We start from the raw sequence: 21568 nt of genomic DNA on the forward strand, positions 1-21568 counted from the left end.
TCACACCGACACACTCCGGACACCCGGAGGGAGTGGCGGGTTCGACGGCCGTCCATGTCATGTGATCTTGACGGGGTTGACCACGTCCGCGATCAGCACGAGCACGGTGAACGACAGGAACAGTCCGGCGACGACGTACGCGACGGGCATCATCTTCGCCACGTCGAACGGACCGGGGTCGGGACGGCGGAAGACACGCGCGAGATTGCGCTTCAACGCCTCCCACAGCGCGCCCGCGATGTGCCCGCCGTCGAGCGGCAGCAGCGGAAGCATGTTGAACAGGAAGAGCGACAGGTTGAACCCCGCGACCAGCATGAGCATCGTCGCAACCCGCTGCTCCGGAGGGATGTTGAGCGAGAAGACCTCGCCGCCGACGCGGGCCGCTCCGACCACGCCCATCGGCGAGTCCGGCTGGCGCGGCGCGCCGTCGAAGGCCGACCGCCACAGGCCGGGGACGCGCTCGGGCAGATCGACGAGGGACCGGGTGGCCGTGCTCACCATGCCGCCCATGCGGTTCAGGGAGTCGTCGAACGACTGCTTGACAATGCCCTGGGCGGGGGTGAATCCGAGGAAGCCTGCGGTGACGTACTGCCCCTCGACGTAGTTGCCGTACCCGTCCGTCTTGGCGACCTGATTCTTTATCAGATCGGCGTGGAGCTCCAGGCTCCGGCCGCCGCGCTCGACGGTGATGGTGGCCGCTCCCGTGGTGGCGCGGATGTCGCCCTGCAGTTGGGACCAGGAGGTGATGGGCCGCCCGTCGAAGGCGGTGATCCGGTCGCCCGCCTTCAGCCCCGCCGTCTTCGCCGGGGAGGCCGGGTCGTGGGCCGCGCACGTCGTCTTGCCCGCGCTCGCCGCGGACTGGGAGATCACACAGTCCGAGACGCTGCTGACGGTCGTGGTCTGGGAGTTGATGCCGAAGCCCATCAGTACCGCGAGGAAGAGGGCGACCGCGAGGACCAGGTTCATGAACGGGCCGGCGAACATCACGATGACGCGCTTCCACGGCTTGCGCGTGTAGAACAGCCGCGTCTCGTCTCCGGGCTGAAGCTCTTCGAACGCCGCCGAGCGGGCGTCCTCGATCATGCCGCGCCACGGGCTGGTCGAACGTGCCGTGATCTTCCCGTCGTCGCCGGGCGGGAACATCCCGATCATGCGGATGTAGCCGCCGAGCGGGATGGCCTTGATCCCGTACTCGGTGTCGCCGTTCTTCCGCGACCAGATGGTGGGCCCGAAGCCGACCATGTACTGGGGCACACGGATGCCGAAGAGCTTTGCGGTCGACAGGTGGCCCAGCTCGTGCCAGGCGATGGAGATGAGCAGGCCGACGGCGAAGACGACTACCCCCAGCACCGTCATGAGTGTCGTCATACGCGCGCCTCCGCTGTCGCCTGTGCGGCAAGTTCCCGGGCACGCCTTCGTGCCCACGTCTCCGCTTCGAGGACGTCCGCCAGGGTCAGCGAAGTTCCCGAGGCCGGCGCGGTGTGCCCCCCAGCACTGTGTTCCTCGACGACGGCGGCGACGGTGTCCACGATCCCGGTGAACGCCAGCCGGCCGGCGAGGAACGCATCGACGCACTCTTCGTTGGCCGCGTTGAACACCGCGGGAGCGGTGCCCCCGAGGCTACCCACGTGGCGCGCCAGAGTCACCGACGGGAAGGCTTCCTCGTCGAGCGGGAAGAACTCCCACTCCATCGCCTTCGACCAGTCGAAGGCGGCCGCCGCGTCCGGCACCCGCTCCGGCCAGCCAAGGCCCAGCGCGATCGGCATGCGCATGTCCGGCGGACTGGCCTGCGCCAGCGTCGAACCGTCGGTGAACTCCACCATCGAATGAATGTAGGACTGCGGGTGGACGACGACCTCGATCCGCTCGAACGGGATGTCGTAGAGCAGATGCGCCTCGATCACCTCCAGGCCCTTGTTGACCAGCGTCGCCGAGTTGATCGTGATCACCGGGCCCATGTCCCACGTGGGGTGGGCGAGGGCGTCACTGGGGGTGACACCGGCGAGCTCCGCCCTCGTACGGCCGCGGAAGGGCCCGCCGGACGCGGTCACGATGAGCTTGCGCACCTCCGACCGCGCGCCGCCCATCAGTGCCTGGAAGAGCGCGGAGTGCTCGGAGTCGACGGGCACGATCTGGCCGGGCCGGGCGATCGCCTTGACCAGTGGACCGCCGACGATCAGCGACTCCTTGTTGGCCAGGATCAGCACCCGGCCGGCCTCCAGCGCGGCGAGCGTGGGGGCGAGCCCGATCGACCCGGTGATCCCGTTGAGCACGGAGTGGCACTCGAAGCGGGCGAGCTGTGTCGCGGCGTCGGGCCCCGCCAGGATCTCCGGCAGCGGCCGCGGCCCGTACTGCGCGGCCAGGGCCTCGCGCAGCACGGGCACGGCCGTCTGGTCGGCCACGCCCACCGCCCGGACGCCGAGGCGGTGCGCCTGCTCGGCGAGCAGGTGCACACGGCCGCCCGCCGCGGACAGCGCGACCACCCGGAACCGCTCGGGGTTGCGCAGCACCACGTCGATGGCCTGGGTGCCGATCGATCCGGTGGACCCCAGGATCACGATGTCCCGGGGCCCGGTGTGCGTCCCGGCATCAGCCGGATGGCCCGGATAGCGGAGATGAGGGTCGGCGAGCGGGTCGGCGAGGGAGTCCGTCATCCCTCCATTGTGTCCGTAACCGGTGACGGCGATGACGCGGGTGCACTCGGCGGAGCGGCGTCAGCGGATCGGGCGGTGGACGTTGTCGGCCCTGGCGGGGCCCGGGGTGGCGTCCGCGATCCAGGGTCCGTCGCCGCTCGGGTCGACGATGCCTTCCTCCAGCCAGGTGTAGGCGCCGTCGAGCACCCCCTTGACCACCTTGCGGTCGGGGTCGTCGGTGTTGGCCCACAGCCGGGCGAAGAGCTCCTCGACACGGAGGCGGGACTGACGGCAGAAGGCGTCGGCGAGCTGGTAGGCCTCGCGGCCGTTCTCGCCGCGCGAGCGCAGCATTTCCGCCCGTACGCATGACGCGCTCATCGCGAACAGCTCCGCGCCGATGTCGACGATCCGGCCGAGGAACCCCTGCTTGGTCTCCATCCGGCCCTGCCAGCGCGACATCGCGTAGAAGGTGGAGCGGGCGAGCTTGCGTGCGTTGCGCTCGACGTAGCGCAGATGGACGGCGAGGTCGGGGTGGCCGGAGGGGTGGAACTCCCCGTAGGAGGTGGGAAGCTGGCCGGGTCCCGCGACGAGTTTGGGGAGCCAGCGGGCGTAGAAGCCGCCGGCCTTGGCGCCCGCCCTCGCCTTGTCCGGCAGGGACTTGTCGGGGTCGATGAGGTCGCCGGCGACCGACAGGTGGGCGTCCACCGCCTCGCGGGCGATCAGCAGGTGCATGATCTCCGTCGATCCCTCGAAGATCCGGTTGATCCGCAGGTCGCGCAGGATCTGCTCGGCCGGCACCGCGCGCTCGCCGCGAGCCGCGAGCGACGCCGCGGTCTCGAAGCCGCGCCCGCCGCGGATCTGGACCAGCTCGTCGGCCATCAGCCAGGCCATCTCGCTGCCGTAGAGCTTGGCGAGCGCGGCCTCGATACGGATGTCGTTGCGGTCCTCGTCGGCCATCTGGCTGGACAGGTCGAGCACCGCTTCCAGGGCGAAGGTGGTCGCCGCGATGAACGCGATCTTCGAGCCGACTGCCTCGTGCTTGGCGATGGGCTTGCCCCACTGCTCGCGGGCGGCCGACCACTCCCGGGCAATCTTCAGACACCATTTGCCCGCGCCCACGCACATCGCGGGAAGCGAGAGGCGTCCGGTGTTGAGGGTGGTCAGGGCGATCTTTAGGCCGGCGCCCTCGGGGCCGATGCGGTTGGCGGCGGGGACGCGCACCTGGTGGAAGCGGGTGACGCCGTTCTCGATGCCGCGCAGGCCCATGAACGCATTGCGGTTCTCGACGGTGATGCCGGGGCTGTCGGCCTCCACGACGAAGGCGGTGATTCCGCCCTTGTGGCCCTCCGACCGGGGGACCCGGGCCATGACGACGAGCAGGTCGGCGACGACGCCGTTGGTCGTCCACAGCTTGACGCCGTCGAGGACGTACTCCGAGCCGTCCTCCGACGGCACGGCCGCGGTGGCGAGCCGCGCCGGGTCGGAGCCGACGTCCGGTTCGGTGAGGAGGAACGCGGAGATGTCGGTGCGGGCGCAGCGCGGCAGGAAGGCGTCCTTCTGTTCCTGGGTGCCGAAGAGCTTCAGCGGCTGCGGTACGCCGATCGATTGGTGGGCGGAGAGCAGGGCGCCGATCGAGGGGTTGGCGGAGCCCGCGAGCTGCAGCGCCTTGTTGTAGTACACCTGGGTGAGGCCGAGGCCGCCGTACTTGGTGTCGATCTTCATCCCGAAGGCGCCGAGGTCCTTCAGGCCGTTGATGACCTCGTCGGGGATGCGCGCCTCGCGCTCGATGCGCGCGCCGTCGACCTCGGCGTCGAGGAAGTCCCGCAGCTTGGCGAGGAACGCCTCACCGCGCTGGACGTCGTCGGGTGCGCCCGAGGGATGGGGATGGATCAGGTCCAGCCGGAACCTGCCGAGGAACAACTCCTTGGCGAAGCTCGGCTTGCGCCAGCCCTGCTCACGCGCCGCCTCGGCTACCGCGCGCGCCTCGCGCTCGGAGACCTTGTGTGGAGCGGATGGTGCGGTCATGGTTCCACCTCGCCGCCTGATCCGATCGAGTGATATTACTCACACGTACCGTGCCATTCTGCACGCGCTTCGTGGCAATAGCCAAGTGGTAGGCGTGCGACGAACCCGCGGGAAGGCGGAGGAGGGCGCTCCCGCACAGAGCGCCCTCCTCCTCGGTGGATGGTTCCGAGGGCCTTACAGGTCGAGGCCGGTCAGGACGAGGACCCGCTCGTAGGTGTAGTCGTCCATCGCGTAGGCCACGCCTTCGCGGCCGACGCCGGAGGCCTTCACGCCGCCGTACGGCATCTGGTCGGCGCGGTACGAGGGTGCGTCACCGATGATCACGCCGCCGACTTCGAGCTCCCGGTGGGCGCGGAAGGCGGTCTTCAGGTCGTGGGTGAACACGCCCGCCTGCAGGCCGAACTTGGAATCGTTGACGGCGGCGAACGCCTCGTCCGTGCCGTTGGCCTTGTGCAGGCTGAGCACCGGTCCGAAGACCTCGGCGGTGGCCAGGATCGCGTCGTCCGGCAGGTCGGCGATGACGGTGGGGGCATACGAGGCGCCGTCGCGCGCCCCGCCGGTGACGAGCTTGGCGCCCTTGGCGACGGCGTCGTCGACCCAGGACTCGACGCGCTTGGCGGCGTCCTCGCTGACCAGCGGGCCTACGTCGGTGGCGTCGTCGGACGGGTCGCCGGTGACCTGGGCCTTGACCTTGGCGACGACCTTCTCGACCAGCCGGTCGTAGACGGAAGCGTCGGCGATCACCCGCTGCACCGAGATGCAGGACTGGCCGGCCTGGTAGTTGGCGAAGGTCGCGATGCGGGTGGCGGCCCACTCCAGGTCGGCGTCGGAGGAGTAGTCGGCGAGCACCACGGCGGCGGCGTTGCCGCCGAGCTCCAAGGTGGTGTGCTTGTGGGGCACGGACTGCTGGATCGCGAAGCCGACGGTGTCGGAGCCGGTGAAGGAGATGACCGGCAGCCGCTCGTCCTGGACGAGGGCGGGCATCCGGTCGTTGGGGACCGTCAGAACGCTCCAGGAGCCGGCCGGAAGGTCGGTCTCGGCGAGCAGTTCGCCGAGCAGCAGCGCCGACAGCGGGGTCGCGGGCGCCGGCTTGAGGATGATGGGCGCGCCGACGGCGATGGCCGGGGCCACCTTGTGGGCGACCAGGTTCAGCGGGAAGTTGAACGGCGCGATGCCGAGGACCACGCCGCGCGGGAAGCGGCGGGTGACGGCGAGCCTGCCGACGCCGCCGGCGTCGGTGTCGAGACGCTGGGCGTCGCCGCCGTTGAAGCGGCGGGCCTCCTCGGCGGCCCAGCGGAAGACGGAGACGGCGCGGCCGACCTCGCCGCGCGCCCACTTGATGGGCTTGCCGTTCTCGGCGGTGATGAGCCGGGCTATCTCCTCGCTGCGCTCGGCGAGCCGCTTGGAGACGTGGTCGAGAGCGGCGGCGCGCACGTGCGCGGGGCTCGCCGCGAACCCGGCCTGCACCGCGGTGGCGGCCGAGACCGCCTCCTCCACCTGGGCCTCGGTGGGCACGCTCACCGTGGCGACGACGGTGCCGTCCCACGGGTGGGTGACCTCGAAGGTGTCCTCGCCGGTGGCCTGCCGGCCGGCCAGCCAGAACGCCTTGGCAGCTGTGCGGGTGGAAGTCACAGCGGATCTCCGCCTTTCCCGTGGTGGTCCTCGATCGGTCGATGCGTGCTAACACGGTAGGGGCGGGGGCGGCGCGACGGGTTTGTCCATCGCGGAGTACGCAAGCCGCGGCGCTCGCCGATTCGTCGGACGCCGGGCCCGGGTCAGCCGTCAGACATCGGCCTTGAGCGCGAGCCAGAGCTCCATGCGGACGTCCGGATCGTCCAGAGAGCGGCCGAGGATCTCCTCGACGCGGCGCATCCGGTAGCGCAGCGTATGGCGGTGCACTCCCAGGTCGGCAGCGGCCGCATCCCACTGGCCGTGGCGGGAGAGCCACGCCTGCAGCGACGCGACGAGATCGCCGCGGGAGGTTGCGTCGTGCTCGCGCAGCGGACGCAGCAGACCCTCGGCGAAGGCGCGGACGGCGTCGTCGCCCAGCAGCGGCAGAACCGATCCTGCACTGACCTCGTCGTGTTCGACGAGGCTGCGGCCGCGGCGTTGCGCGACGACCAGCGCCCGTTCGGCCTCGCGGGCCGCCACCGGGACCTGGTCCACCTCCACCGCCGCCGACAGGCCAGTGGCGAGCGCCTCGTCGGCCCCCAGGTGTTCGAGACAGGCCCGCAGCACCGCTCCCCCGTCGGCGGCGAGCACGGTGAGCCGCTGCCCCTCGTGGGCGAGGAGCACGGGCTCGGCCGCACGCGCGGAGGCGGCCTCGGCGTGCTCGGCGAGCAGCGCGACGGGCTCCGGCTGGGCTGCGGAGGACTTGGAACCGCGCGCGGGCTCGGCGATGAGGATGCGCGCCGGACGGTCGAGCAGGGTGCCGTAGAGCCGGCCGGCCGCGGTGCGGGCGTGCCCGGCCTCGCCCTCCAGCAGCATGCGCAGCAGGGCGGCACCGAAGCGGCGTTCGGCCTCCTGCAGGGTGCGGGACTGCTCCAGGGAGAGCGTGAGCAGGGCAACGGCCGCCTGGACGACGTACCGGCCGGACGGGTCGAGCCGCTCCCCCGTGCCGACGGCGAGGAAGCCGCGCGGGCGGCGCCCGGTGCCGAGCGACTGGATCTCGACCCGGTCGTCGGTCCCGCCGGGGCCGGTGACGGCCGCGCTCACCGGCGCGGGCCGCTCCCGCAGCCGTTCGATCTCGCCGGTGAGCCGCGCGGCCCGGCGCTCCGCCCATTCGGGTGCCGCCGCGACCACGTCGCCCGAGGCGTCGTACAGCGCCGCCCACCCGTCCAGATGCGCGGCGAGCCGAGCGAGGAGCGCGCTCGTGCCGTCCTTGGCGAGCGCGGCGCGGGTGAGCTCGCGCTGCGCCTCCAGGCTCGTGGTCACCGCCTTGTACTGGTCCGCGGCGATGGCGGCGGAGACCGCCTTGCTGATGGCGATGAACGGGGTGGGCCGTGGCACCCGGAGCAGCGGCAGGCCGTGCTCCTCGGCCGCGGTGACGAGCGGCCCGGGCACGGTGTCGTGGCCGAGGCCGACGCCGAACCCCAGGCCGACAACCCCGGCGTCCGCCAGCCGGTGGACGTAGGCGCTCAGCTCCTTCTCCCCGGTGCTCAGGTTGAGCCCCGTGGTCAGCACCAGCTCTCCGCCTTCGAGGTAGGGCGTCGGGTCGTCCAGTTCGCTGGTGTGCACCCAGCGCACCGCGGCGTCGAGCCGGTCGCCTCCGGCGAGGACGGTGAGCCCCAGCGCGGAGGTGCGCACGAGGGAGGCGAGGGTGGGTGGCATAGCGCTTTGATTCTGCCTCACGTGCCAGGTCCGCCGCGCGAACATGTCACGCGGCGGGATCAGCCGCGCAGGTCGACGAGGACCGGCGGGGCGTGCTCGCCGTCCACCGTGGTGAAGGAGACCACCGCGTGACCGGGCGGCACCGAGTGGGCGAGATCGGAGGCGGACCAGCGCTCGCGCTCGACCGTGCGCACGGTCACCGACTCCGTCGTGGCCGCCTCACCGGTGAACAGCCGGCGGATACCGCGCAGCGTGCGCCGCAGGATGCCGCCGGACAGGTCGGGTGCGCGGGTGACGTCGCTCTCCTCCACCCAGGTGGTGCCCCACGCCTCCGCGAACCGCTTGCCGTCCCACGTCGTCACCCCGGACAGCGCGATCCGGCAGCCCGTCGCGCCGAGCAGCGCACTGCGCAGCGTCTCGGGGACCTCGTCGAGGCTGCGCAGGGCGAGCAGGGCGCCCGCCCCCGCCGTGCGCAGCCGCTGCAGGCCGCGCACGGCCTCCGCGGTGACGGTGTGCGCGGCGTCGTCCAGGACGAGGAAGGCGAACAGGGAGCGGTCGGTGCGTGCGGTGGCGGCGGCCGTGAACTGGGCGAGTACGAGCCGGGTCAGCAGCCGGGAGGCCTCGGCGTGTCCGCGCCCTGGCAGGTCGATGCGGACCCGCAGCGGGTGTTCGAGCGAGCGCAGGGCGAAGGGCCGGGTCCGCCCGGTGACGTCGAAGAAGCCCGCGAAGGCGGGACGGTCGAGCAGCGCGATCCGGTCGGCGAGCAGCGTGCCGATGTCGCCGGGGCGCTCGGCCTGCCGCTCGCGGGCGGCGAGTTCGCGCGCCCAGGCGTGTTCGTCCGCCTCGTCGAGCGCCTCCCGGAGCGCGGCGAGAGCGGCGGGGCGGGCGTCGAGGAGTTCTCGCAGTTCGGAGACGGCAGGGAAGCGTCCGTGAACCGCCCGGTAGGGGCCGAGCAGCTGGCCGAGCGCCGTGGCGGCCCGACGCGGATCGGCCTCGGGGCCATCGAAGCCGTCGAGCAGGGCGGCGGCGAGGATCGCCGCCGCCTCGTCGGGGTCGGATGTGCCGCCGTAGAGGTCGAGGTCGTGGGCGGAGTTCGGGTCGCCGAGGGCGATCACCACGTCGAACGCGTCGGCGGGCCCGAAGTCGGCGCCCGTCGCGCCGACGGCGATCACGGCAGCGGTCCCCGCGAGCGCCTGCAGGCACAGCGACTCGACGACCGGGCGGACCAAGTGCCGGGTCTTGCCGGATCCCGGCGGTCCGACGGCGACCGCCGAGGTGCCGAGCAGCGCCGGATCGAGTGCGATGCCCGCGCCGCGGTAGGCGTAGGGGTTCCTCCGGCTGCTCGCGGCGGACCCGATGCGCACCTGGGCCGTGAACAGGTCGTGCCGTGCCGCCCGCGCCGGCAGATCGCGCGCGCCCGAGGGGTGGATGCAGGCGGCCGCGCCCTGGCGCAGTACCGCGTCGCAGTAGGCGTCGAGCCGGGACGGGTCGGCCTGCACCGAATGCCAGGCGCGGTGCAGCCGGACGTAGTCCACGTCGTTCATGCGGCCGGACCGGGCCTCGGCGGCGAGCCGTTCGGCGACGGCCGGCTGTCCTGCGGCGCGCAGCTGGGGCCAGCCGACGGGGTCGTGCTGCGGGTCGGGCTCGGCTGCCGATGCCGTCGCGGCGGCAGCGGCAGCCGGACGGCGCAGCGGCGCAACGACGTAGCGGCGCAGCACTTCGCGCCAGTGGCCGGTCCGGCCGAAGATCCAGACGATGGCCAGCGCAGTGACGGCGTACATGGAGTAGCTGAAGAGGGCGGCCCGGTACTCGTTGCCGCCGCCGAGCCACCACGACTCGGGCACGATCACGGCGATCAGATTGAGCGGGGCGTCCCACAGCAGCGACCAGACGAGCATCGCGCCGAGCAGAGACAGCACGGCGCCGCCGACGAGGCGGCGGTCGGGGATCCGGTCCGGCTGCTCCGGTGGCCGCGGCACATGCCCGTACGCGTAGATTCCGGGCGCTTCCGCGATGCGCGGGGTGCGCAGCCAGGTGACCAGGGAAGGCGCGGGCGGCCCCGGCGGCATGGGCGGTGCGCAGGGCGGGGACTGCCGCGGAACGGGCGGCCTCGCCGCTTCGGTGTCGCGGTAGCCGTCGCGGTAGCCGTGCGTGCCTTCGACGTCCATGAATCGTTGTCCCTCGCCCCTGACCGGCCTACGCTCGACCAGCAATCTATCCGTACTGTCCGCCGCGTCGAAGAGATGACAGGCCACTGCTCCCTATCGGCGTATGCGGGTGCGCTCGCGGCGGGCTTAGCCTGCCGGGAAAGACGTGCCCTCATGATGCTTAAGGAAGCCCCATGACCGAACTGTCCGGCGGCCCGGCGCTGGCCCAGCAGCGCCGACTCGTCACCTCGATCCCCGGTCCGAAGTCCCAGGAGCTGCTGGCCCGCAAGAGCGCGGCGGTCGCGGCGGGCGTGGGCGTGACCCTTCCGGTGTTCGTGACCCGGGCGGGCGGCGGCGTGCTGGAGGACGCCGACGGCAACTCGCTGATCGACTTCGGCTCCGGCATCGCGGTGACGAGCGTGGGCAACAGCGCCGAGGCCGTGGTGCGGCGGGCGACCGAGCAGCTCGCGTCGTTCACCCACACCTGTTTCATGGTGACGCCGTACGAGGGGTACGTGGAGGTCGCCGAGCAGCTGAACGAACTCACCCCGGGCGACCACGAGAAGCGCACCGCGCTGTTCAACTCGGGCGCCGAGGCGGTGGAGAACGCCGTGAAGATCGCCCGCGCCTACACCAAGCGCCAGGCGGTCGTCGTCTTCGACCACGGCTACCACGGCCGCACCAACCTGACGATGGCGCTCACCGCCAAGAACATGCCGTACAAGCACGGGTTCGGCCCGTTCGCGCCCGAGGTCTACCGGGTGCCGCTCGCCTATCCGTACCGCTGGCTCACCGGCCCGGAGAACTGTGCCGCGGAGGCAGCCGCCCAGGCGATCGACCAGATCAGCAAGCAGGTCGGCGCCGAGAACGTCGCGGCGATCGTGATCGAGCCGATCCAGGGCGAGGGCGGCTTCATCGAGCCGGCCAAGGGTTTCCTGCCGCGGATCGCCGAGTTCGCGAAGGCCAACGGCATCGTCTTCGTCGCGGACGAGATCCAGACCGGTTTCTGCCGCACCGGCCAGTGGTTCGCATGCGAGGACGAGGGCATCGTCCCGGACCTCATCACCACGGCGAAGGGCATCGCGGGCGGTCTGCCGCTCGCTGCCGTGACCGGCCGCGCGGAGATCATGGACGCGGCGCACGCGGGCGGCCTCGGCGGCACCTACGGCGGCAACCCGGTGGCGTGCGCGGCGGCGCTCGGGTCCATCGAGACCATGCGGGAGCTGGATCTCAACGCCAAGGCGAAGCGCATCGAAGAAATCATGAAGGGCCGCCTCACCGCTCTGGCGGAGAAGTACGACGTCATTGGTGACGTCCGCGGTCGTGGAGCCATGATCGCGATCGAGCTGGTGAAGTCCGGCTCGAAGGACCCGAACCCGGAGACGACCGCCGCCGTCGCCAAGGCGTGCCACGCGGCGGGGCTTGTGGTCCTGACCTGTGGCACGTACGGGAACGTGCTGCGTTTCCTGCCGCCGCTGGTCATCGGCGAGGAGCTGCTGCGCGAGGGCCTCGACATCATCGAGGGCGCGTTCGCCGGTCTGTGACGGCCAGTTTGTGACGGTCCGTGACGCGGTGAAGAACCTGTGCGGGGCTGGGGAGATTCGGTTCGCCGTACTCCCCGGCGACCGCCGTGTGACCTACCGTGGTCGCAGATGAAGGAACCACCCCGCTCGCGGGAGACTGCGAGCGACACCCTGCCGGCGACCCCCCATCGCCGGTTGTGCAGTGCCCTCGCGCGCAACACCGCCGGAGCCGAAGGCCCTGGCAATCCTCGTCGATCGGTCGGCCGCCCGTCCCAAACCCCCCGGGGCGAGCGGTGCGGCGATCGTCACGGCCGCCTCGGGACTCTCCCCCCTGTCCCGGGGCGGCCAACTGCTTTCCTGGTGACGGTCGTCGGGGCATGCGCGCTGCTTCTCGCGCTCCTCACCTGGCAAGTGGCCGTCCATGGCCCGCTGTTCCACTCGGACACGGGCGTCGACTCCGCCGTGCTGCAGGCCGCCGCGCGGTATCGATTCCTCACCCCCGCCGCCCAGTTCCTCGCCGATCTCGGCGACATCCAGGTCGCGGTGCCGGCGCTCGCCGCCGCCCTGGGGTACGCCGCCTGGTACCGCCGGCGCGCGGGGCATGCCCGCTGGTGGCTGCCGTCGGCCTGCTGTGCGCTGGTCATGGCGCTGGTGGGACCGGTGATCGTGCCGTTGAAGGATCTGGTCTCCCGCCCGGCCCCCGGCAGCACCGTGCTCCTCGGCCACTCCGGCTACTTCCCGTCGGGGCATGCGTCGACGGCGGCGATGGCCTGCGGGCTCGCCCTGCTGGCCACCCTGCCGCTGCTGCGGAGCACGTCAGCACGGCGGCTGCTGGTGGCTGCCGCCGTGCTGCTCAATGGTGCGGTGGGCGCCGGCCTCGTCTGGCGCGGCTACCACTGGCCGCTCGACGTGGCGGCCGCCTGGTGCCTCAGCGGTGTGCTGCTGGGTCTCACCCGTTGGTGGGGAAGCCCAGGTTGATGCCGCCGTGGCTGGGGTCGAGCCAGCGCTGGGTGACGGCCTTGCCCCGGGTGAAGAAGTGGACGCCGTCGGCGCCGTAGGCGTGGGTGTCGCCGAAGAGGCTGCTCTTCCAGCCGCCGAAGCTGTAGTAGGCGACCGGTACGGGGATCGGTACGTTGATGCCGACCATGCCGACCTCCACCTCGTGCTGGAAGCGCCGGGCCGCGCCGCCGTCGTTGGTGAACACGGCGGTGCCGTTGCCGTACGGATTGGCGTTGATCAGTTCGAGCCCCTCGTCGTACGTGGTGACCCGAACCACCGAGAGCACCGGGCCGAAGATCTCGTCGTTGTAGACGGACATCCCGGGCTTGACGTGGTCGAAGAGGGTCGGGCCGAGCCAGAAGCCGTCCGAGGTGTCCTCGCCGGAGATCGGGTGGCTGCGGCCGTCGACGGTGAGCGTCGCGCCGTCCGCGATCCCCGCGTCGAGGTAGGAGGTCACCTTGTCCCGGTGAGCGCCGGTGACCAGCGGGCCCATCTCGGAGTCGGCGTTGCAGCCGGGGCCGACGGTGAGGGTGGCCATCCGCTGCTTGATCTTCTCGACCAGTTCGTCGCCGATCGGGTCGACGGCGACGAGCACCGAGACCGCCATGCAACGCTCGCCCGCGGCGCCGAACCCGGCGTTGACGGCGGCGTCGGCGGCGAGGTCGAGGTCGGCGTCGGGCAGCACCAGCATGTGGTTCTTGGCGCCGCCGAGCGCCTGGACCCGCTTGCCGTAGCGGGTGCCGGTCTCGTAGACGTAGCGCGCGATCGGCGTCGAGCCGACGAAGCTGACAGCCTTGATGTCAGGGTGCTCCAGCAGCCGGTCGACGGCAGTCTTGTCACCGTGCACGACGTTGAAGACGCCGTCCGGCAGCCCTGCCTGCTTCCACAGCCCGGCAAGGAAGTTGGCCGCCGACGGGTCCTTCTCGGACGGCTTGACGACCACCGTGTTGCCTGCGGCGATGGCGATGGGGAAGAACCACATCGGCACCATCGCCGGGAAGTTGAACGGCGAGATGATCGCGACGGGACCGAGTGGCTGGCGGATCGAGTACACGTCGATGCCGGTGGACGCCTGCTCGGTGAAGCCGCCCTTGAGCAGCTGCGGGATACCGCATGCGTACTCGACGACCTCCAGGCCGCGGGCGATCTCGCCCAGGGCGTCGGAGTGCACCTTGCCGTGCTCGGAGACGATGATCGACGCCAGCTCGTCCCGGTGGGAGTTGAGCAGCTCGCGGAAGGCGAAGAGCACCTGGGTGCGCTTGGCCACCGACACGTCGCGCCAGCCGTGGAACGCCTCGACCGCCGCTCCGACCGCCTGGTCGACCTCGGCGATCCCGGCGAAGTCCACCTGCCCGGCGACCCTGCCGGTGGCCGGGTCGCAGACATCGCCCCGGCGCTCGGCGGTTCCGGACCATGGCCGGCCGGCGATCCAGTGCGTGATGTGCTTGCTGGTCACGGCAGACTTCCTCTCTTAGAGCCTGCCTCCAGTGTTGTGAGCTCCGGCGGGAGGCGACAAGCACCACAGTGTCGGTGTTGCGTCCTGATGCTTTACATCATGTCGCGCGGCCTGCCCGTCATGCGCCCGTCATCCGGGCGGCCGCCTCGTGCATGGCCAGTTCGAGCACGGCCGGGTCGGTGAGCCGCCCCGAGCCGTCCGGCGGCACGAGCCACCGCACACCTCCCGTCACCCGTCCCGGGTACGGGACGACGATCCACGTCCCGCGGCCCGCGCCGCGCACCCCCGTACCCAGCCAGCGGCTCACCGTGCCGCAGGGCACGAAGAACCCGGTCCGGGCGTCGCCGAAGTCGGCGAGCACCGGGCCCGGTCGGTCCAGCAGGCGGGTAAGCACATCGAGCGTCGGGTAGCCCAGATCGCCGCCGAGGATCAGTACGTCCCACGCCCTGCCCGCGGGAAGCAGCGCCACCCCCAGCGGGTTGCGCTCCCATTCCCACCGGCAGGCCTCCGGGTCCGGCGCCACGGACACCAGCCATTCCACCGCAGATTTCGCCCCCGCGCTGACCATCTCTCACCCCTCCGCGTCGCTCTTCCGCGTCGCTGCGCGTTCGTCGCTGTCACAGGGGAGAGCGCGTCGCGGCGGAATCCTTACGCGAGTCGGGGAAAGAGTTCTCAGCTGTCGAAGCCGAGGCCGACCCGGTCCATGGTGCGCAGCCACAGATTGCGGCGTCCGCCGTTGCGGTCGGCCCGTGCGAGGGATCTGCGGGTCAGCTCGATCCCGGCCCAGGCGAACGGCTCGGGCGGGAACGGCAGCGGCTTGGTGCGGACCATCTCCAGTGCGGTGCGCTCGGTGCGTTCGCCCGCCAACAGGTCGAGCATCACCTCGGCGCCGAAGCGGGTGGCCCCGACGCCGAGGCCGGTGAACCCGGCGGCGTAGGCGACGCGGCCGCCGTGCGCGGTGCCGAAGAACGCCGAGAACCGGGAGCAGGTGTCGATCGCGCCGCCCCACGCATGGGTGAAGCGCACCCCTTCCAACTGCGGGAAGTAGTCGAAGAACTGGGCCGCGAGCTTGCGGAAGGTCTCCGGGCGCTGGTCGTGCTCCGCGGCGACGCGCCCGCCGAACGGATAGATCGCGTCGTATCCGCCCCACAGGATCCGGTTGTCGGCGGAGAGCCGGAAGTAGTGGAACTGGTTGGCCGAATCGCCGAGCCCCTGGCGGTTCTTCCAGCCGATCGACGCCATCTGCGCCTCGGTCAGCGGCTCGGTCATCAGCGCGTAGTCGTACACGGGGACGACGTACGGGCGCACCCGCCTGACCAGCGACGGGAAGACATTGGTGCCGAGCGCGACATGGCGTGCGAAGACGCGGCCGTACGGCGTGCGGACGGCCATCCCGCCGCCGTGGACGGCCAGCGCGGTCGCCCGGGTGTGCTCGTGGATCCGCACGCCCAGCTCCCGGCAGGCGCGTTTCAGCCCCCAGGCGAGCTTCGCCGGATGCAGCATGGCGACACCGTCGCGGTCCCACAGCCCTCCGAGGAAGGCCGGCGAGTCGACCTCGGCGCGCATCGCGTCGCGGTCGAGCAACTCGGATGCGCCGCGGAGGCGTTCGGCCTCACGCGCCATTTCCTGCAGGTCGTCGAGCTGGTAGGGCTCGGTGGCCACATCGATCTCACCGGTGCGCTCGAAGTCGCAGTCGATCGCGTACCGCTCGACGGCCGCCTGGATCGCGTCGAGATTGCGGGCGCCGAGCTCTTCGAGGGTGGCGAGCTCTCCGGGCCAGCGGGCCAAGCCGTTGCCGAGGCCGTGGGTGAGGGATGCGGCGCAGAAACCGCCGTTGCGGCCGGAGGCGGCCCAGGCGATCTCGTTGCCCTCGATCAGCACGACATCGCGCGCCCGGTCGCGTTCCTTGGCGATCAGGGCCGTCCACAGCCCCGAGTAGCCACCGCCGACCACGAGCAGATCGCAGTGTTCGTCGCCGACGAGCGCGGGCAGCGGGCGAGGCCGTGCCGGGTCGTCGAGCCAGTACGGCGTCGGCTGCGCGTCGGCGAGCGACGTCGGACAGGGCGCGGAGCGCCTTCGATTGAGTGTGGTCGGCGAGGTGCCGGCTGGGTCCGCCATGGCTGTCACCCTCGGTCTCCGAAGATCGTGCGGTGCCAGTCCTTGCGGGCGACCGCGGTGTTGTCGTACATCACATGCTTGACCTGGGTGTACTCGTCGAACGAGTAGGCCGACATGTCCTTGCCGAAGCCGGAGGCCTTGCAGCCGCCGTGCGGCATCTCGCTGATGATCGGGATGTGGTCATTGACCCAGACACAGCCGGCCTTGATCTCCCGCGTGGCGCGGCCCGCCCGGAAGACGTCGCGGGTCCAGGCCGATGCCGCGAGGCCGTACGGGGTGTCGTTGGCGAGCCGCAGCGCCTCGTCGTCGGTGTCGAAGGGCAGCACGACCAGGACCGGGCCGAAGATCTCGCCCTGGACGATCTCGCTGTGCTGAGGCGCGTCGGTGATCAGCGTGGGGCGGTAGTAGGCACCCGTGGCAAGGCCGCCTCCGGGCGCCTCGCCGCCGGTGACGACGCGCGCCCCGTCACCGCGGGCACGGTCGACGAAGCCGGCGACGCGGTCGCGCTGCACCTGCGAGATGAGCGGTCCGAGGTCGGTGTGCGGGTCGAAGGGGTCACCGAGCCGCACCGCCGCGAAGAGGTCGGCGACTGCGGCCACGAAGGTCTCGTACAGCGGCCGTTGGACGTAGGCGCGGGTCGCCGCGGTGCAGTCCTGGCCGGTGTTGATGAGCGCGCCGGCGACGGCGCCGTGTGCGGCGGCCTCCACGTCGGCGTCGTCGAAGACCACGAACGGTGCCTTGCCGCCGAGTTCGAGGTGCAGCCGCTTCACGGTACGGGTGGCGATCTCGGCGACGCGCCTGCCGACCGCCGTCGACCCGGTGAAGGAGGTCATCGCCACCGACGGGTGGCCCACCAGGTGCTCGCCGGCGTCGGGTCCGGCACCGGTGACGACGTTGACGACACCGGGCGGGATCCCGGCGTCCGTCGCGGCCTGCGCAAACATCAGCGAGGTGAGCGGGGTGAGTTCGGCGGGCTTGAGCACGATCGCGTTCCCGGCGGCGATGGCTGGAAGCACCTTCCACGCGGCCATCTGGAGCGGGTAGTTCCACGGCGCGATGGAGCCGACGACGCCGACCGGCTCGCGTCGTACGTATGAGGTGTGGTCGCCGGAGTACTCCCCCGCGGCGACACCCTGCAGGTGGCGGGCGGCTCCGGCGAAGAAGGCGGTGTTGTCGACCGATCCGGGAACGTCGAACTCGGTGGTGAGCTTGACGGGTTTGCCGCACTGCAGTGATTCGGCGAGGGCGAGCTCCTGCGCCCGTTCGGCGAGCAGCGCCGCGAAGCGGTGCATGGCGTCGGAGCGCTCGCCGGGCGTCGCCGAGCCCCACTGCGGCTGGGCCTCCTCCGCGGCCGCGACCGCGGCGTCGACATCCTGCGCACCGGCGAGCTCGTAGCGGAGCACGGCCTCACCGGTCGCCGGGTCGACGACGTCGTGGCTACGCCCCGAGCACCCGGGCCGCAGTGCGCCCGCGATGTACTGGGCCCCTCCGCCGAACCGCTCCGCGATCTTCAGCGCGGTCTCACGGCTGTGGTCCATCAGCTCTCCCTTTTGCGGACGATCCTGGCAGAGTAGCCTGGCCGGAACAAGCGATTCCGTTGCGCAGCTCACTCCACACGACGGAATCTGTTCTCAGCTCTCCCCAGCTGTACCCAGCTTTCAAGGGACGATGCCGGAGCGCCTCAAGGCCCCGCAACTGACACATCGCATGCGCTCCCAGCGGCGTCCTTACACTGTGGAGGCAGGCTCCGACCGGGAGGTCACCCGTGTTCCCCACCGTCGCCCAGGTCCTGGAGCTCGACGTCCTGCGCCGCGGCAATCCCAGTGTCGTCGCGGGGGCGGCGGGCCTGCACCACCCGGTCCGCTGGGTGCACATCAGCGAACTCGCCGACATCGCGGGCATGCTGCACGGCGGCGAACTCGTGCTCACCACCGGTGTCATGCTCCCATCCGACAAGGAACCGCTCGCCCGGTACATCGACGACCTCGCCGACGTCGGCGCCGCCGGTCTCGTCGTAGAGCTCGGGCGGCGCTACGCGGACGAGGTGCCCCGCGCGCTGGTCAAGGCCGCGGAGCGGCGCCGGCTGCCGCTGGTCGCGCTCCGCACCGAGGTGCGGTTCGTGGCCGTCACGGAGGCGGTGCACGCGCACGTCGTGGACGCGCAGCTGACCGAGTTGCGCGCCTCCGAGGCGGTCCATCAGACCTTCAACGAGCTGTCGGTCGAGGGCGCCGAGCCGGGCGAGGTGGTACGCGAGGTGGCCCGGATGGCCGGGGTGCCGGTGGTGCTGGAGAACCTCTCGCACCAGGTGCTCGCCTTCGACGCGGCCGGCGAGGACCCGCAGGCGCTGCTCGACGGCTGGGAGCGACGCTCGCGCGGGGTGCACCCCGCCGCTCGTACCGGTTACGACCCGCGCAGCGGCTGGCTGGTCACCGCGGTGGGAGCGCGCGGCCGGGACTGGGGGCGTCTGGTGCTCGTGGGCGAGCCGGCCCGGGAGCCCGCGCCGCGCCTGTCCGTCGTCCTCGAGCGGGGCGCCTCCACGCTCGCCCTCAACCGGCTGCTCGAACGCGACCGGGAGTCCCTGGAGCGGCAGACGCACCGCACCCTGATCAGCGGGATCCTCACCCATGCCCTGACCGTCTCCGACGTGGCGTTGCGTGCGCGGGCGCTCGGTGTGCCACTGGAGGGCCGCCGGCTGGTCGGGGTGGTGCTGCGGCTGCGCGGCGGGCCGTCGTCCGCGGCGCTCGAAGCCCAGGCGCGGCTGCGGGACTTCACCGAGAAGGCGGCGCTCGCGGTGCGGGAGCGGGGGCTGACCGCGCTCATCGGCGGCCTCGACGACGACGGGGTGGGCATCCTCATATCGCTCGGCGCGTCGGATGACGAACACGCGGCGCTCGAAGGGTTCGCTGCCGCCCTCGACCGGCTCGCGGATACGTCCCGCACGCCGGATCCCGGGTTCCTGATGGCGGCGGGCTCCTCCGTCGGCTCACTGCGCGACGCCCGCCGTACGCTGCTCGAAGCCGCCCAGGTCGCGGACGCCGCCGACCGCACCACCGCGCGCACCGCGGGAACCTATTACCGCCTCCCGGACGTCCGCCTGCGCGGCCTGCTCCACCTGCTGCGCGACGACGCACGTCTGCAGACCTACGTGGAGCGGGAGTTGGGCCCGCTGCTGGCCCATGACGCCGAGAACGGCACGGACCTGGTCCGCATCCTCGGCGTCTACCTGGCCAGCGGCCGCAACAAGTCGGCGGCGGCCGACGCCGCCCACATGTCACGGCCGTCCTTCTACGACCGCCTCCACAAGGTCGAGCGGGTCCTCGGCACCGACCTCGACCAAGTGGAGTCGTGCCTGTCGCTGCACGTGGCGCTGCTAGCGCTTGAGGCTGTCCGGCGGTGAGGCGTTGTCCCAGACCGAGAGGAAGGCCAGCCGCAGGCAGGCGGCGAGCGCCGGGTGCTCGATGTAGAGACAGGTGGTGGCGCCGGTGCCGGCCACCGGGTCGGGCATGTCGAACAGGGCCAGTGAGGCATCGGCTATCACCAGCTTGATCGGCAGCTCCTCGGTGAAGCGCGTCTCCTCCCCCGCCCTGCCGAAGCGCTCCACCGCCTCCCTGATCTCCGGGACGTCGAGGGCCTCGTAGGTGTAAATCGAGCGAAACGTGCCGCCCGAGCGGCTGAGGCGGCGCGCAGCCTTCAGGCCCGCAGTGTTGTCCGCGGGGGTGACGAAGGGCGGCTTGCTGAAGCTGAGCAGCTCGTGGCCGGCCTGCTCCTGGATGTCCGCGAACCGCTCGGAGATCGCCTTGGGGTCGCGCAGCACCTCGATGTAGTCGAGCGGGTCGGAGTGGGACCGCCCGTCGGACCACAGCGGCAGCAGCGCCGCGGTGAGGGTGGTGGAGACGCGCTCCATGCGTTCGAGCGCCTCGCGCTGCTCGGACATCAGCCGGGTGAGCGCGAGCTCGGGGTCGACCGCCGAGAAGGTGGCGACCCTGCCTGGGTGGGCGGTGGCGAGCCGACGGCGTACGAGGGCGTCCAGGACGTCATAGATACGCTGACGCGGCACGTCGGCCTCACGTGCCACCTGGGCAGCCGTGTACGACTCGCGCCTGATCAGGGCGAGGTAGACGCGCGCTTCGTACCGTGCCAGCCCCAGCGAGACGAGATGGCTGACAGGCTCTTCCTCCGGATCCATGGCAGGACACCGTATACGGCTCGGGCGAAAAGGTGGACCCGGCTCAGGCCAAGGATTTGCTTATTCCTGGTTGTTTCTTGTTAACGGCTTCGCTACTTTCTTCGCCAGTAGCCACCACTGATCGGGGTGGCAACAAAAGATCTCCCGTTCTGGGCACGTAAACCGCACCGTACGCACATCACGCAACGTTGCACTTCTCCGCACATGTCATTCCTTGTCATGCGCAGATCCAGTCTTGCCTGCGCATCCCCACACAGGAGGGCAGTACATTGCGCTCAAGATCCCAACGTTCCCGAAGAGAACCGGGCGGCAGACGAAGACTCTCGGTGGCCGCTGCGCTGTCCACCGTGGCGCTCGTCTCGGGTGGCCTGCTCGCGGCGACTCCGTCCGCCGCCTCCCCCGCATCCGGCTCGTCCGCCTCGTCGGCCCACGTCAAGCACCTGTGCGCGCAGCCGACCGAGCCGGGCCGGATGGCCTGCCTCGCCGAGGCGCGCACCGACATCGTCCAGCACATGAGCCTCAGCCCGAACGCGACACCCTCCGGCTACGGCCCCTCCGACCTGCAGAGCGCCTACAACCTCCCGTCGTCCACGGCCGGTTCGGGGCAGACGGTGGCCATCGTCGACGCCCAGGACGACCCCAACGCCGAGTCGGACCTCGGGGCGTACCGCTCCCAGTACGGCCTGCCGGCCTGCACCACCGCCAACGGCTGCTTCCGCAAGGTCGACCAGAACGGCGGCACCAACTACCCCTCGGCCGACTCCGGTTGGGCCGGTGAGATCTCGCTCGACCTCGACATGGTCAGCGCCGTCTGCCCGCAGTGCCACATCCTGCTCGTCGAGGCCAGCTCCGCGAACATGTCCGACCTGGGCACGGCCGTCAACGAGGCCGTCTCGCTCGGCGCGAAGTACGTCTCCAACTCCTACGGAGGCTCCGAGGACTCGACCGACACCACCTCGGACAGCCAGTACTTCAACCACCCCGGCGTCGCCATCACCGTGAGCGCGGGTGACGGCGGTTACGGCGCGGAGTACCCGGCGGCGTCCCAGTACGTCACCGCGGTCGGCGGCACCTCGCTCAGCCGCGCGAGCAACTCCCGCGGCTGGAGCGAGAGCGTCTGGAACACCTCCAGCACCGAAGGCACCGGCTCC

At 71.4% G+C, this 21568-nt stretch carries 15 protein-coding genes; 4 read left to right on the forward strand and 11 right to left on the reverse strand.

Annotation, left to right across the window (positions count from 1 at the left end):
- Window positions 1-57: 57 nt before the first annotated feature.
- The 6 genes from NGB36_RS29445 to NGB36_RS29470 form a co-directional block, all read right to left on the reverse strand.
- Entirely contained in the window at window positions 58-1368 is a 1311-nt protein-coding gene (locus tag NGB36_RS29445; RefSeq protein WP_255923620.1) for a M50 family metallopeptidase, read from the reverse strand.
- Window positions 1365-2654 carry a 1-deoxy-D-xylulose-5-phosphate reductoisomerase gene (gene dxr, locus NGB36_RS29450; protein WP_255923621.1) on the reverse strand — a complete coding sequence of 430 codons (1290 nt, stop codon included), beginning with the start codon at window positions 2652-2654 and terminating at the stop codon, window positions 1365-1367. The genes NGB36_RS29445 and dxr overlap by 4 nt, the downstream gene beginning before the upstream one ends.
- A 60-nt stretch (window positions 2655-2714) precedes the next feature.
- Entirely contained in the window at window positions 2715-4658 is a 1944-nt protein-coding gene (locus NGB36_RS29455) for an acyl-CoA dehydrogenase family protein (RefSeq protein ID WP_255923622.1), read from the reverse strand.
- Window positions 4659-4832: 174 nt separating this feature from the next.
- Window positions 4833-6290 carry an aldehyde dehydrogenase family protein gene (locus tag NGB36_RS29460; protein ID WP_255923623.1) on the reverse strand — a complete coding sequence of 486 codons (1458 nt, stop codon included), beginning with the start codon at window positions 6288-6290 and terminating at the stop codon, window positions 4833-4835.
- Window positions 6291-6440: 150 nt separating this feature from the next.
- Complete coding sequence (locus NGB36_RS29465; RefSeq protein WP_255923624.1) at window positions 6441-7988, reverse strand: PucR family transcriptional regulator; 1548 nt, start codon at window positions 7986-7988, stop codon at window positions 6441-6443.
- A gap of 59 nt (window positions 7989-8047) precedes the next feature.
- Window positions 8048-10156 carry a type IV secretory system conjugative DNA transfer family protein gene (locus NGB36_RS29470; RefSeq protein WP_255923625.1) on the reverse strand — a complete coding sequence of 703 codons (2109 nt, stop codon included), beginning with the start codon at window positions 10154-10156 and terminating at the stop codon, window positions 8048-8050.
- A gap of 173 nt (window positions 10157-10329) precedes the next feature.
- On the opposite strand from NGB36_RS29470, the gene gabT reads away from it, so the two are divergent.
- Both gabT and NGB36_RS29480 read left to right on the forward strand, forming a co-directional pair.
- On the forward strand, window positions 10330-11679 hold the full coding sequence (gabT, locus tag NGB36_RS29475) for a 4-aminobutyrate--2-oxoglutarate transaminase (protein WP_255923626.1): 1350 nt from the start codon (window positions 10330-10332) through the stop codon (window positions 11677-11679).
- Between the two features lie 339 nt (window positions 11680-12018).
- Entirely contained in the window at window positions 12019-12636 is a 618-nt protein-coding gene (locus NGB36_RS29480) for a phosphatase PAP2 family protein (protein ID WP_255923627.1), read from the forward strand.
- Here the strand turns inward: NGB36_RS29480 and NGB36_RS29485 are convergent.
- The 4 genes from NGB36_RS29485 to NGB36_RS29500 all read right to left on the reverse strand — a co-directional run bounded on the left by NGB36_RS29485 (window position 12608) and on the right by NGB36_RS29500 (window position 17769).
- Entirely contained in the window at window positions 12608-14113 is a 1506-nt protein-coding gene (locus NGB36_RS29485) for a CoA-acylating methylmalonate-semialdehyde dehydrogenase (protein WP_255923628.1), read from the reverse strand. The two genes, NGB36_RS29480 and NGB36_RS29485, sit on opposite strands and share 29 nt — an antisense overlap.
- 118 nt (window positions 14114-14231) lie before the next feature.
- Window positions 14232-14681: a hypothetical protein gene (locus NGB36_RS29490; protein WP_255923629.1), complete on the reverse strand. Its 450-nt coding sequence runs from the start codon at window positions 14679-14681 to the stop codon at window positions 14232-14234.
- A gap of 104 nt (window positions 14682-14785) precedes the next feature.
- Window positions 14786-16231, reverse strand: a complete 1446-nt coding sequence (locus NGB36_RS29495) for an NAD(P)/FAD-dependent oxidoreductase (protein WP_255923630.1) — start codon at window positions 16229-16231, stop codon at window positions 14786-14788.
- Window positions 16232-16236: 5 nt separating this feature from the next.
- Window positions 16237-17769 carry a gamma-aminobutyraldehyde dehydrogenase gene (locus tag NGB36_RS29500; protein WP_255923632.1) on the reverse strand — a complete coding sequence of 511 codons (1533 nt, stop codon included), beginning with the start codon at window positions 17767-17769 and terminating at the stop codon, window positions 16237-16239.
- Window positions 17770-17996: 227 nt separating this feature from the next.
- On the opposite strand from NGB36_RS29500, the gene NGB36_RS29505 reads away from it, so the two are divergent.
- On the forward strand, window positions 17997-19628 hold the full coding sequence (locus tag NGB36_RS29505; protein ID WP_255923634.1) for a PucR family transcriptional regulator: 1632 nt from the start codon (window positions 17997-17999) through the stop codon (window positions 19626-19628).
- Here NGB36_RS29505 and NGB36_RS29510 read toward each other — a convergent pair.
- Complete coding sequence (locus tag NGB36_RS29510) at window positions 19602-20417, reverse strand: TrmB family transcriptional regulator (protein ID WP_255923635.1); 816 nt, start codon at window positions 20415-20417, stop codon at window positions 19602-19604. The two genes, NGB36_RS29505 and NGB36_RS29510, sit on opposite strands and share 27 nt — an antisense overlap.
- 470 nt (window positions 20418-20887) lie before the next feature.
- On the opposite strand from NGB36_RS29510, the gene NGB36_RS29515 reads away from it, so the two are divergent.
- Window positions 20888-21568: S53 family peptidase (locus NGB36_RS29515; protein ID WP_443741618.1), on the forward strand; the 681-nt coding region annotated here is incomplete at its 3' end.

Source organism: Streptomyces humicola (assembly GCF_024436035.1).
Taxonomy (GTDB): Bacteria; Actinomycetota; Actinomycetes; order Streptomycetales; family Streptomycetaceae; genus Streptantibioticus_B; species Streptantibioticus_B humicola.